The sequence below is a fragment of the Leptospira congkakensis genome, assembly GCF_004770265.1.
GTDB classification, from domain to species: domain Bacteria; phylum Spirochaetota; class Leptospiria; order Leptospirales; family Leptospiraceae; genus Leptospira_A; species Leptospira_A congkakensis.
In genome coordinates, this window is record NZ_RQGQ01000016.1 from 573344 (window position 1) to 586765 (window position 13422).

General features: G+C 36.7%; 12 protein-coding genes. 8 read left to right on the forward strand and 4 right to left on the reverse strand.

Going from position 1 to position 13422, the window contains the following annotated elements:
• The first annotated feature begins 82 nt into the window (after positions 1-82).
• Entirely contained in the window at positions 83-1231 is a 1149-nt protein-coding gene (locus tag EHQ70_RS13025) for a phosphoesterase (protein WP_135587011.1), read from the forward strand.
• 16 nt (positions 1232-1247) lie between these two features.
• On the opposite strand, the gene EHQ70_RS13030 is transcribed toward EHQ70_RS13025, so the two are convergent.
• The 4 genes from EHQ70_RS13030 to EHQ70_RS13045 are packed head-to-tail and all read right to left on the reverse strand — an operon-like array spanning position 1248 to position 4357.
• Complete coding sequence (locus EHQ70_RS13030) at positions 1248-2471, reverse strand: LIC_12337 family protein (protein WP_135587012.1); 1224 nt, start codon at positions 2469-2471, stop codon at positions 1248-1250.
• Positions 2472-2474: 3 nt separating this feature from the next.
• Positions 2475-2678, reverse strand: a complete 204-nt coding sequence (locus tag EHQ70_RS13035) for a hypothetical protein (protein ID WP_135587013.1) — start codon at positions 2676-2678, stop codon at positions 2475-2477.
• 39 nt (positions 2679-2717) lie between these two features.
• Positions 2718-3638 (reverse strand): DUF4384 domain-containing protein, encoded by a 921-nt coding sequence (locus tag EHQ70_RS13040; RefSeq protein ID WP_135587014.1) that lies wholly within the window; start codon positions 3636-3638, stop codon positions 2718-2720.
• Positions 3639-3640: 2 nt separating this feature from the next.
• Positions 3641-4357, reverse strand: coding sequence for a FecR domain-containing protein (locus EHQ70_RS13045; protein WP_135587232.1), 717 nt, complete (start codon positions 4355-4357; stop codon positions 3641-3643).
• Between the two features lie 135 nt (positions 4358-4492).
• Here EHQ70_RS13045 and EHQ70_RS13050 point away from each other — a divergent pair, with 135 nt between their 5' ends.
• From EHQ70_RS13050 to EHQ70_RS13080, 7 genes are read left to right on the forward strand one after another with little or no spacing between them, the layout of a single operon-like run.
• Entirely contained in the window at positions 4493-6046 is a 1554-nt protein-coding gene (locus EHQ70_RS13050) for a TolC family protein (RefSeq protein ID WP_425270041.1), read from the forward strand.
• Positions 6033-7385 (forward strand): Ig-like domain-containing domain, encoded by a 1353-nt coding sequence (locus EHQ70_RS13055; RefSeq protein WP_135587015.1) that lies wholly within the window; start codon positions 6033-6035, stop codon positions 7383-7385. Before EHQ70_RS13050 ends, EHQ70_RS13055 begins: the two co-directional genes overlap by 14 nt.
• Positions 7382-7918, forward strand: a complete 537-nt coding sequence (locus EHQ70_RS13060; RefSeq protein ID WP_135587016.1) for a hypothetical protein — start codon at positions 7382-7384, stop codon at positions 7916-7918. The genes EHQ70_RS13055 and EHQ70_RS13060 overlap by 4 nt, the downstream gene beginning before the upstream one ends.
• Positions 7915-8421, forward strand: a complete 507-nt coding sequence (locus EHQ70_RS13065; protein ID WP_135587018.1) for a hypothetical protein — start codon at positions 7915-7917, stop codon at positions 8419-8421. The genes EHQ70_RS13060 and EHQ70_RS13065 overlap by 4 nt, the downstream gene beginning before the upstream one ends.
• The gene (locus tag EHQ70_RS13070) at positions 8418-9050 is read left to right on the forward strand and encodes a hypothetical protein (RefSeq protein ID WP_135587020.1); all 633 of its coding nucleotides are present in this window, start codon (positions 8418-8420) and stop codon (positions 9048-9050) included. Before EHQ70_RS13065 ends, EHQ70_RS13070 begins: the two co-directional genes overlap by 4 nt.
• Positions 9047-10453 carry an efflux RND transporter periplasmic adaptor subunit gene (locus EHQ70_RS13075; RefSeq protein ID WP_135587022.1) on the forward strand — a complete coding sequence of 469 codons (1407 nt, stop codon included), beginning with the start codon at positions 9047-9049 and terminating at the stop codon, positions 10451-10453. Before EHQ70_RS13070 ends, EHQ70_RS13075 begins: the two co-directional genes overlap by 4 nt.
• On the forward strand, positions 10450-13422 hold the full coding sequence (locus EHQ70_RS13080; protein ID WP_135587024.1) for an efflux RND transporter permease subunit: 2973 nt from the start codon (positions 10450-10452) through the stop codon (positions 13420-13422). Before EHQ70_RS13075 ends, EHQ70_RS13080 begins: the two co-directional genes overlap by 4 nt.

Below are 13422 nucleotides of genomic sequence, written 5' to 3' on the forward strand. Positions count from 1 at the left end.
GCAGAAAAGAATCTTTAGTTTTGTATTCATTTTGTAACAAATCTGGAATCAAAATGGAAAAAAAGAAATATAAGGTTTATCTATGCTTTTCAATGTTCCTGGGCCCATCGTAGCCACAGATAGGCAGATGATAGACTCTCCTTCCTTATGGAAGTATCGGTATGTGTTAGTATTGTTTTCCCTACTTGGAATTTTGGTTGTTTACCAACTAGCAGTTGTATTACTCCTTAGAAAATCAATAGAACTACCTTCAGATGCTTTCCAAGGTTCGAACCTTTTCAATCCATACCAAAATTGGTCTGGAGAAGGGCAGGAAAAAATTTCCTTACATACACATTCTAATGAGGTTTGGTTCACACCCGAAAGGCACAGTGTTTCCGAGATCCAATCAGAGTACAAAAAAGAAGGATTTGCAAACGTAGCCATTACAGATTACGGACAAGTTTCTGAAACAGAAAATCCAAACTACATTCGCGGATTTGAATGGGGACAAAATTTAAAAAAACGTCATCTTCTGGCAGTAGGAATCAAAAAGTCTTTTTATGATTATTTTCCAGTGTATGCTTCTCGTGAAAATCTTAACTGGGTTATGGATCGTATGAAAAAATTAGGTGGGTATGTGATTGTACCTCATCCTAAACTATTTGATTCTTTTTCCAGAGAAGAGATCTCTTCGATCGGTGGATTTCAAGCTGTTGAAGTATATTCTCCATTTGGTGATGAAACCAAAATTTTAGATACACTTCTTAGCCAAGGGCGAAATATCCACTGTATGGCAAGTGATGACTTACATTATTTTCCTGAGACTTCCATCAAAAGATTTGATCAACCTGCTTGGAAAGATATCATTCAAACTTTGGGAAACCAAAGAGGCCGCAAAGGGGAAAGTTTCTTAAGATACATTGTCACTGCTGAGGGCAAAACGAATCAGGCTTCTGTTCTAGAAGCCTTACATTCAGGATCTTTCTATTGTGTTAAAAAATTCTTTCAAGGTGCTGAGGATCCAAAAGTTCCAAGGATTGAAGTAACAAAAAATAATACGATCGAATTGAATTCGAAAGAAAGGTATTTAGAAATTCGTTTTATTGGACAAAAGGGCGAAGTTTTGCAAGTAACCCCTGACACCAACAAAGCCACCTACCAATTTCAAGAAAAGGATTCTTATGTGCGGTTGGAGATGATTGCCCTGACTGGCTCCATTCTCTCCAACGCTATTTATCGAAACAATTAGAAGAGGACTCCTAACCTTATTTAAAGGTTAGGTTTTGGTCAGAACCATCAAAAGCATCCAAAAATGCTTTAGAAGTGGTTTCGTATTGTTTGACAGTTCCCAGTAGGGTTTGACTAGCAATGCTGGCACCAAAAGCTACATAGGTTCGATTGAACGCTTCATCCACAGACATAAAATCGGCACCCCCTACTGTTGGACTTGGGTAGTCTGTTGGAACGGCTGCAGCTGTTAGTTGGTCTGTCACATAACCATTGATATTAAAAATCCCGTAGGACAGTTGTGCCCCTGGAAAAAGGGATGTAGAAAGGTTACAGATGGACTCTGGCCTTGCTGTGCTCATGGTAAAGGTAGCTTTGGCTGTGGTTTGGAAAGGAGAGTCAAACTTTTGCATATAAGCAAGGGCATAGTAGATTTGATCACTGGAACCAGTTCCTTGGGCCGCGTTACATGCGGTTTTTAAATTGTCGAGGGCAGCGGAACCCGCTGGATTGACGGCTTTGAGTTTGGTAAAAGTCAATCTTACGACAGAACGAAAACAGAGTTGCCTTCCCGCATCCACCTCAGTTAAAACTACTCGACCATGTTTGCTGATCCAAGCTGCGTTTTCGGGGCCATTCCTCCATGTATAGGTTTGGAATTTGGTACCATAAATAGAATCGTTTCCTGTATAACTTTCCGTGATGACATCACCAACATTGGCAAATTGGGGATTTCCAAAATCTACAAGTTTATAATAAACAAGGGCTCCGTTGTTGCCAAGTGTAGTATTTGGGTCATCGAAAAACAATTGTAAGGAAGGAACGGAAGCACCCGTTTTTTTAATCTCCATAAAATGTTTGAAAGATTTTGTTCCTGTATATGCAGTAGAACTTATGTTTGTCGATGGTGTATTGATTTTGACAGTGAGGGTAGCTGATCCAAATCCACTTAAGTTTACATTTGTAAGTACATCCGTCCTAGCTGTGTCAGGATTATTGAAGTAACCAACATTTTTTAATGCCAAGATAAGAGAGTCAATGATACCAGAATTTCCGCGAGCCCAAGTGGCAGATTGACGGACAAAACCCCAGTTGTCAGCACTTGTGGCAGACCAAAGTTTTTCAGTACCGATCCCGAGATGGATGGCTTCGCTGAAAAGGAGAGAGAGGTGTTTGTCTCTGTCCAAACGAGCGAGTTTGTTAAAATCAGTAAATTGAACACTCACACCCAAAAATAATAAACTGTAGATTAACTTTTTCATGGATTACTCCGCGATTCCCTTGGGAATACAAATGGTAAATCCAGACTTAGGTCCAGAACAACCAGCAGCTTGGTTGTAAGTCCAAACAGAAAGCAAAAGGGCTGTGAACATATCTTCTTTTTTGTTGTCTTCTTTTTCAAAGAGTGAACAAGTAAAGAGGGTGCTGAGACTTAGGACGGTTATGGATTTAAGGATAAAAGTTCTCATACCTTTGATCAAAAAGGTATGAGGTGATTTTGCAAGAAATTATCGAGAGAGAATTTGGTATTCCCACTCCATTACTGGACTTTGTTCGATCGGTGCAGTGAGGCTATTGGCCACTACCATCATGGATCTATGAGTGGCTTTGGTTCCAGTGACAGCTGGTGGTAATAGTCTATAGAAGGAATCTTCTTTTATGCTCCTGAGTTGAAATTCTTTCCATTCTTCTCGTGAAGCAAAGGCGCGAATCCTGTCTTTGGAAGGTGAAGATGCTGCTTTGAAAGTAATCCGTTTGTCAGGAATTGTAACCCGATCTCCTTTCCGAACAAAGTTGTCGTTTTGGATTTGGTTTGGGAAAAGTAAAACTGGTTCTCCCTTTTGGTTTTCTGGAACTAAAACTACGTAAACATAATTGTCTTCGGCAGATTCAATTTCAAATCGGATGGGTTCGCCTGCAATATAAGTAGGTTTGAGTGAATTGATTTTGAGAGAAGCATTGGCTCCAGTTCCAGTTTCAGAAAGAGCTAAGTAGATATTTTTTTTATCCAAAAATCCCAGGAAGTCTGAAACCAAAGTTTTGGAAAGGCTATCTGGTAAAGAATTTCGATATTCTAGTTTTTGGTGGAGGACATCCACAAAAGAAATGACCGCTTGTCCATCTTCTGTAGAAACTAACAAAACTTTGTCAGTGTTTATGAAGTTTGCTAAACTGGTAAGTGTTTTGGGAGAGGGATTTCCATCTTTGTCAAATTCCCAAATATTGTTTTCGGATCCTTTTAACGGTAGAGCGATCATTCCTCTCGAAGTGGATTGGATTTCTTCTTTAATGAAATCACGAAGGGCCAAAGTTTCTTCATTTGTTGAAATCGCTTCTACAACAATTTTATAAACAGGAACCTTTCCTATCTTATCCGAGGAAAAGAGAGAAAGCGAGATGATTGTAGAGAGAATTAAAAAATGTTTCATGGTTAGTCTACCTTCCCTTGTCCTTTGTAATCGTTCATGAGTTGGTCGTTCTTTTCATATTGTTCTTTGATTCGTTGGTAATTTTCTTCTTTGATGGCTTTGAACTCTTCGAAGATGCGCATTTTATCTTTTACAAATTCATCCAAAATTTGTTTTTTTAATTCTTTTCCCGAAACCACAACTTCTTCGTTGGCAGCCACAAGGGTTTGTTTTCCTTTTTTGTCAGGACTTACAGCAACTGTTCCTTCGTTGACATAAACACCTGTTTCGACGGCACTAAGTTCTTCATCGGCTCCCCCAACATCAGGGGCCGCAGCCAAAAATTCGGTTCCACGAACACCGGCCACAAAACTAGGATTGACCACACTGAGTTGGTTTGGGCTAGGAACTCCCGCTGCAGGTTTGTGGGCTTTTACAAATAACTTTCCCCCAACTAGTTTCAAAGTTGTGGATTTAGATTTTGGATTGAGTAGGTCTTCGATTTGGACGGAGGAGAACTTGGCAAGACGCACTGTGGCTTGGGTGGCCAATTGGATTTCACAAGTGCCATTTTCTGTAGTGATTGTATCTCCCTTTTTTAGGATACTACCTAACTTTACAGGTTCTTTTGCCTTTTTAAACCGTGGCCCTGATAGGTAGTTTGTTCCTTGGATGAAACTAATGATCCCTACTTCATCAGCAGCTAGGGTAGTGGTTACAAAAAGAAACAAAATGGACACAAGAAATCGAATCATGCCACTTTTATAATGTAACTCTCTACTCTTACAAGCCAAAATCTAAAAAAAAAATTAAAAATCCCCGGACAAATTGGGTTATTGAGAACCAATTTAAAAAACTACCACCTATCCATTGATATGTGGCATAAAACTTGGGTTCTCTGTTTTGTCCTAGGATACCTTCCCATGCAAGTACAAGCAGAGGGAAAATTGTTATGGGAAGACTGTGTTTGGATTGGGATGGAAAGAAATGGGAGTTTGGGTCTTGAGCAAGTCCGTTCCGAAATTTTTCCTATCTTAACTAGAGACAAGTGGAAACAATACCTACCAAAATTAGGTGTCCATTACTTTGGAATCTTTTCCAAAAACCAGGAACAAATCGATCAAGAATACCGAGATGTTCGATTGCAGATCCAACAACTGCTCTATGATGGAGGGGAAACAGAAAGGGAAAAACAAAAAATCGAACTAAAGAGGCTCATCCACTCAGAAGAAAAAAAACTTCTAAAGGAAAAAATATTCAAATCCATCTCTTTATCATATTTAAATTATAATAAACGTCAGTTAGTTGATACAATCTATCAACTACGTTCGGATCGTTACCAATTAGAAAATCAAAAACGGAAAAAAGAATCTGAACTTGGCCTTTTTCCCAAAGCCGAACTTGGATTTTGGAAAGTTTGGGAAGTCGAATTCCAATCTAAAAAGATCCACTCCGAATCCGCAAGGAAACTGGCATTTTTGGAATTAAAACAATCAATGTCTTTGGACTCAGAAATGAGTTTATTATTGGAAGGTGGCCTTACCGAACGAATTGTACTGTTTGATCCGAAGGAAATACAAACGGCGGCCAATGAAAATCATCCGTTGCGAAAAAAATCAAGGCTTCAGATGGATCTTGCAGAACTAGATCAGGAAAGTTTGGAAAATGATTGGAAACCAAAACTTGTATTAGGTGGATATATTGGTAAAAATGGAAATGCTGGATTCCCCTTACAAAATGAAATTTATGGACTGAGTCTTGGTGTCCAAGCCAACTTAGGGGGAACAAGTTTTCAATCCAACACCCAAAATGGAATCCAATCGGAAGGAAATGGAATTCAGAGAATCCCTGGATACGGCCCACAACCGGTTGGCCCTGGTGAAAATGCATTTCAAAGCGGATCCATTGGTCTTTTTGATGATTTGGGCCGAAACAAAAAAGTTTTTGATTCCAAAATGTCTGTGTTACAGGCCAAATCAGATTGGAAACAAACAGAAATTGTTTTCTCAAACCAAATCCAATCTACCGAAATCAAACTTTTTGAGATGTATCGTAAGTATATTTTGTACTTAGAGAATTGTAAATCCGGGTTATACCAACACCTTGTGAAAAGGGAAGAACAAAAAGAAAATTTAATTTCTGAGTTAGAGTATTTGAAGTCGGAAGAAGAAGTGTTTGTGGGTTTGGAAACACTACTGGATCATTATTTTCAATATATAACGACAGCCTTAGAACTTGTTTTGCTTCTCGGTGAAAATCCGTTTGATAACCGGTATTACCGGTTGGAAACAAAACGAACTTCCAGTGACATTACAAAAATTTTAGAAGAATGGAAGGATAAAACATCCAAAAAAAATCCAAAAATAAACGAACCAAAATTGAAAAAACCATACCCCTTTCTGATGGAGGAATCGTATGAATCTCGTTAGATGGAAATGGTTCTGTTTATTCTATTTATTATTTGTAGGATGTTCTTCTAAGTTTGGATCTTTGGAAGATTGGATTGGTGTTTTGAATGCCAGTGATAGGCCAAGGGTGTTAACTTTTACCCCTAATTTAGACGCCATCGATGTAGACCCTAAGGCAATGATTTCCATTGTGTTTAGTCACCCAATGTCCATCCAATCTTGTGTATCTGGTTTTTCGTTGGAACCACCCGTTCGAGGAAGTTTTGAAACCACAGATATAAGTCTTAAATTTATCCCCAAAGCAGAACTTTCATCTGGAGGATATATTGTTCGGCTTACCAAACAATGTGAAGATAAATCAGGTAAAGACTTGGATCGAGTTTATACCATACCATTTCGTGTGGGAGAAAAACCAACTCTCGAACCTACAACTGTTGCATCCATTATCGTTCTCACGGGAACCGAAAGTGAATGTTTGACCGGTGGGACACCCATGGATATATTGTTAGGCGAAGTTTTGCTTGGTTGTTCCGGGGTGCCTGGTCCTCCCCCCATTCAAGTCAGATTCTCTAAACCTATGAACCAAACGGAAGTTGGCCTTGGCCTTCGAATGGAGCCCGCTATTTCATTTCGACTGGAATGGACAAGTCCTTCACAAGTTCAAATTCTCACAGATACGATGTTGGCACCAAATGTAAGGTATCATATCCTTTTATCGGCAGGAATTCATTCGTTAGATGGAGGTGAACTTTCTGAATCCTTTCGCGAAGATTTTTTGGTGGGAAATCTTTCTGATCCTGAGGTCATCGGGTTTGGATTGGAATCACAAAGTTGTGGTTTGGGAATCCAGGAAATTGGAACTCTAACCAGTGCTCGTTGGGATTCTGGGTTTTGTTTTTGGAGTCTGGGATTACCAATTTTAAATCCGCATTCCTATCAGTTTCGCGGCGGAGATGATGGAACTGCCACTGCCTCCGCTTGTGCTGATGTAAACACTGATAATTTTCGAATATTTTTTAACCAATATATGGATACTACATCCGTTATAGGTGCTACAAGGTTTTCTAAAATTTCACCTCCATCCACAAACATTCGTTTGTCAACTTGGGTATGGTCCCATTGCCAAACAGTTTCTCCTTTTGGGTGTAGGGAACTTACTTATTCTTATGCGGAAAGTGAAGCCAGCTGTAATGGATCATTGTTTGGAAATATTTCCACTGGCGGTGATTTTAATTTATCAGCTTCGGCCCTTGCTCCTAATTTTTACCCTTATTATGAATTTAGATTAGAAGCAGAAGCAAAATCTGTTTCAGGCAAAAGAATGAAAAATGCTTTTGTCATTCAGGTGGAAGCAAAATGAAATTATCTTTTGTATTTTTTATTCTATGTTTTGTATCTTGTTTATCTTCCTCGCGAAGATTACAGACAGTCACTTATCCTATTCCCTCTGGAAAAAAACTGTTACTCATCCAAACAAGTTCTCGCATTTTCTCTGACTTTTATTCCGAAGAAAGGGAAGTGAATTTAAGAATCCTTGAAGATTTAGAGGAATTGGGTTATTCAGTTGTGTTAGGTGAAGGAGTTTGGGAAGAACAAACTTCTTTGGCAGAAGTATCGAATCATTTGGAACTGTTTCAAAAACAGTTGGTCGGCATTTCAAATACAGAAAAACCAAGAATCGAGGTTTGGAAAAATCGTGCGGAAAGTATTGGGGCTACTGAAATATTTTTAATCCGTCACAATGTATCATCCCTCCACAAAACAAGATCCATTCGGATGTTTTGGATGGATCTTACTAAAAAAGAAATGATACGAATGGATTGGAATTGGAACCCAGAGGATCCTTTCCCTTTTCGTGAAAACCTAAGAACCGTTTTCGGAGAAAAACAATGAAAGAAAAATTAATTTCTCTTTTTGCATTGCTCAGCCTTTTGGGTTGTTCCGAAAGTTCTGAATCAGGGAAAAAAGATTTTAAAGTATTGTCGGATGCTTTTCGTTCCGGTCATCTAACGATTGTAAAATCTATTTTGTCAGAAAAAAAAGAATCTACGGATCTTTCAGAAGACGAACTTTTCATTTACCTAAAAACATTATTTTATTCGGGAGATTGGAAGGATTTTTTTATCATCTGGTCTGAGTTAAAACACAAAACTCCAGAGATGGTATTGTTGTATTTTAAGGCAGTTCTCCTTTCTAAAGAAAAAATTGTTATTTCAGAAGAAGATGAAAAAAAACTTTTCGAGTTAGTTTCTGTCTCACCGGAAGCTTGTTTGCTGTTACTGAGAATTCAAAATGGAAAAACTTCCACCAAACAAAAACAACTTTTTTTGGCCCAAACGAAACATTTTCAAACCCATTTAGATCGACTACAAAAGGAAATGGGTGATTTGAAATGAAATGGTTTGTTCTGTCTGATTTACTTTTCGAAAGTATAAAATTAAAATTAAATAATATGATGGGTTTGTTGTTTCAGTTAAAAAAGTCCCATTATTTTTTTCTTATTCTTTATGTTTTATTTTATGGCTTTCATTGTCTTTGGAATTGGGACGAGTTTATGAATTTGAATCGTTCCTTAGAGCAAAATGCGATCCATTCAGGAAAAGAAGTTTCTCTTTGGAGTTTGTATCCATTTCAAATTGTAAGTGTAATTTTTACGGCTGGATTGTATTTCCTTCTTTGTGTTGGCATGAATGCTTTGTTTTCTTTCGGAAAGAAGGAAAAGGAGATTTTTCGAAGGAATTTTGGTGATCTGTTCCGAAATCTCGTCCGTTTGTTCTTTTTATTTGTTTGTGTTTTGTTTTTGGGAAATCAAACGTTAGGGTTTTTGGTTCATACAAAATTCTATGCTGTTGTGGTGGTTGTATTTTGGACCACTTTATTTCTGTTATTCGTCATTCAAAATGGAAAATTGTATAAACAATTGTTTCTGACAACGGATCGTTCTGTTTTGTTCATTTCTCATAGTTTGGGTTATATAAATCCGATTCTCTTTGTATTCTTTGTTTTGGTTTTGGCAAATGTATGAAATCAAAATTCTTTTCTGACTTCAAGGTTTTGATTCGTAAGTTACTTGTTTTAGTTATCTTGTACATTCTTCTATCTCTCTCTTATACATTTATTTCTACAGAGGGGATACGGAATCGTTTTCCTTTGTTTGTAAAATTGTTTTATCATCCAGAAAAATTGGGTTATACAAATGAAGTTTTTGCTACTTCTCCACCGAAACAAGGTTTTGTGTTTTCATCGCCTCGTGTCATCGAGGTAAACAAGATAATCGAGTTTCCAGCTGTTGTGGAGGCGACAAAGGAAATTCAATTACATAATAAACAAAATGGGCGAGTTAGGAAAATATATGTAGAAGAAGGAAGTTTTGTTAAAGAAGGACAAATACTTTTAGAAATCGATGATGAACTTTTGCGATTAGAAGGGGAGAAGTTGCGTCTTTCTCTCGAAATAGCAGGATCACAAGTGGCCATTGCATTAGAAAAATGGAAACATGCTGAAAAGCAGGTGGAAGTCAAATTACGAGAAGTTGATAAAAAAACTGAGTTGATTGGTTTTGCTGAAAAAGAATGGGTTTTATCTCGGAACATAACTGAGAAAAAAACAGTTCTTTGGAAACAAGGTTTTGTTTCTCTCTCCGAAATTGAAAAGTTAAAACAAGAGGAAAGTGCCAAAGAAACTCAGTATAAAAACTTATTACGTGACCGAGACAATCTTTTGAGTGGAATCGATTTGGACTTTGCGCAAGAAGAGATAAGTTTTGATGAAAAATTAAAAATTTGGAGAGAAAAAAATACCTCTTTAGAAAAATCCGAATACGAACTCAGTGTTTCCCACCAGAAAATAATCAAAAATCAAATCAAAACCAATGCTGAGTTATTGTCGGAAACTAAATTACGAGCTCCTAAACCTGGGAGAATTTTGAAAATTCAAATCAAAGAAGGAGAATTGTCAAACCAAACTCCCGTAATGACTCTTATGGAAAAAGGTGAGTTATCAGTTGGTTTTCAAATTGCAGAATCTGATCTTTATAATTTTTCTGCTGGGAAATCTGTATTGTTTCATCTTTCTGATGATACTTTACCACCTATCAGTGGTAAAGTGGATCGTGTCGGAGGATTTTTGGATCCAAGGTCACACAGTATTGGGATTAAAGTCCGATTGGATGTAAATATAAATAAAAATAGGGTTTTACCTGGGATGTTTGGGTTAGTGGAAGTAATACTTCCCGAGACAACGGAAAAAATTTTGATCTCAAAGTTTTCGCTACGAGGAGACGAATCCAGTGGATTTTATGTTAACGTAAAACAAGGTGAAGGAGTCGGAAAAAAATTCATCCAATTCAAACCTTATCTTTTAAATGAATTGGAAGTATTATCTGGTCTCTCTTCTGAAGATCAAGTTGAATCCAGTTTGTCTTTATGAAGATAGAATCCTATGTTCTTTCTTTATCTAAACACAGACGATTGTATTGGGTCATATCTTTTTCTTTGTTTGTTGCCATATTTTTTCGAATTTCTGAATTGGAAATTTGGTTATTGCCTAAACTAACACCAGTTCGATATTTCGTGGACACTGAGTTCCCGAATCATTCTGCGGAAGATACGGATCTAATGGTTAGTTTGCCAATTTCTGAAATTTTATCTTCAGTAAAGTCTGTAGAAAGAATAAGATCCATCGCCGAACATGGAAAGTCGATAATACAGATGGATTTGTTGTATGGAGCTTCTATTTCGGAGTTTAAAGAAGAATTATACCAAACAATATTTGAAATGAAAGACAAACTTCCACCGGGAGTTGGTGTTTCCAGGTTGTTCCAAGGGGCAAAAGAAGAAAGGCCCTTTATGGAAATTTTAATCTCTAAACCAAATGAAAAGGAAAAAGAACGTTTTGAATTTCAACTAAAACAATTAAGATTTCATTTGGAACGTATTTCGGGAGTTGCAGAAGTTCGAATGTCTGGAACACCTACTTTGTCTACTTTTGTTTCGATCAATTCCAATGTTTTTGATTTGTTTCCCATTGGGATTCGGGATTTGGAATCCCAAATTTTATCTGGAATGCGTGGAGGTTCTCTTGGAAAAATTGAGGGTTATCATAAAGATACTGAATTAAAATTTTCGAACGAGATCAAATCCAAAGAAGATTTATCAGAATTTCAAATTTATTTGGGAAATGGGAGTTCTGTCTCTTTGAACCGATTTGCAAAGGTTTTTGATTCTGAATTACCGGAAGAGAAATTAACAAGAATCAATGGAAAGGAAGTTGTTTATCTGGCTATTCATTCTGACTCAAATGCCAATCCAATCCGAGTTTCCTCTGAAATTCAAAAAAAGCTAAATAGTTTTTCGATGATTGATTCTGAAATTTATTTTGATGTTTCGTCTGAATTACGGACAGGCCTTACACAGTTTGGGTTCAATCTCATTTGGGGATTGGTTTTTGCATTTTTATTTTCTTATCTTCTCTATCGAAGTTTATCTCCTTCCTTAGTTTTGTTTGTATCTGTTTTTTTCTCTCTCGTTCTATTTTTTCATTTGATTTTACTTTTTTCCATTTCAATCAACTTGCTTAGTTTAGGCGGGATTTCAGTCGGAGTTGGTATGTTGTTTGATGCTAGTAATTTATCTGTGTTTTCCATCCGGAAACAATTGGAAATTCAGAGTTCAATTATTGTTGCAGTTACTAAGGGAATCCAATCCATTCTTGTATCTCTGTTTTCGTCTTCTCTTACAACAATCGTTGTGTTTATTCCTTTGTTAGTGTTTCCTATGGAATGGAAAGAATTTCTTTTTGATTCGGGAGTTTGTATTGCTTTATTGGTGTTCTGTTCTTTGGTTTCCTCTCTGTGGATCGTTCCATTAGTTTTTATCTCCTTACCGAATTTTCAAAAGATAGAGAATAACCTTTTGCTCCAAGAAAATTTGTTTTTTCGTTGGTATGATCATAGTTATAAACTAAGAAAAATTGTTAATTTAAGAATCTTTTCGATTGGGTTTGTTTGTTTTTTGATAGTTTGTGTTTTTAGTTTTGGTGCAAATTTAGAAATATTCCCCAAACAGGCCTCTGTTGGGATTCGTATTTTAACCTCTCCTAAAAATAGAGTTTCTTTAAAAGAAGAACTTAATTTTGTGAATGATTTGGAATTTAGAATCAAGAAGTTTGATCCAAAAATTTCAATTTTAGTTTTGCCTTTAGAGTTAAATAATGATGGCAACCAACATCCAACAAAAGCAATTTCGATTCAATGGAAGTTGTTTGGAGTGGAAAGACCAAAAGAGTTAGAAATTTTTGTTTCTAAGATTCTTTCTAAATCAAGTTGGGATTGGAAGTGGGAGTCACTTGAATCAGAAGTAACGAAGGCCCTCCCGTTCCTTCCGACGGACTCTATTGTTTTTCTTCATGAAAATTGGGAAACTCTTCGAAGTTTTTCATACGAATGGATGAATGCTTCTATTGAATCTAAGTTAAATGGTGTTTTTTCTTTTTTTCCTAATCAAATTGTTTTGGAAGAATGGTCTAGGCGCTCCATCCCCATTCCAGAACTCATACCTGATGAAGATGATTTGAAACATCGAATTTTATATAAACAAAGGCCTGAATATTTAGGGAAAATTGGTGAAGAGAAAAAAGGCAGTTTATATTTAGGTGTTGAAATTTTTGACTCCAATTTTCAGACATATCTCGATTCAGAAGGAACCCGTTTCAAAACAAAGACAAACGATTTAACGTATTCGGGATCTTTATTCGCAAACAAGTCAAAAACAAGTTATGACGAATTTCGTAGAGAATCTGGATTATTCTATTTGGAATGGATAGGGGATGTTTCGCATTTTGAAGATAAGAGTTTGGCAGAAAATGGAATTTCGTTTATTAAACTAATCGCTGCGGAAGAAATTAGAAAATTTTTTATCACTCTACTTTTACTGTTCTTCATCGCATTCGCTTTTATTTATTTAGCATTGGTTGGAATTTATGAATCTTTTACGATTCCGTTATTTTATTTAGGGATATCCATTTTTTATCTTTTGATTACTACTTCTGTTGTTTTCATTTTGTTTGATACTTTCCATTTGGGTCACTATATAGGGCTTGTGGTTTTACTTGGGCTTTCTCTCGATAACATTTCGCTTTTTGGGGAAAGATGGGCGGAAATTCGCCAGCACGTTCATATTGAAAAAGCCAGAGAGAAAGTGTTTCGTTGGTTGGTTTGGCCTATATCTTTAAATTCCGGTACAACGATGATGGGTTTTTTGCCAGTTTTGTTTTTTGGTTTTTCCGGCTCCGAATTTTCTAAATCTATCGCCTTAACTATGTTTATTGGAATTCCGATTTCGATTTTTTTAGTGTTTTATATTTATCCCATATTTTTCCAAAAGTTTTATCAAAAATAA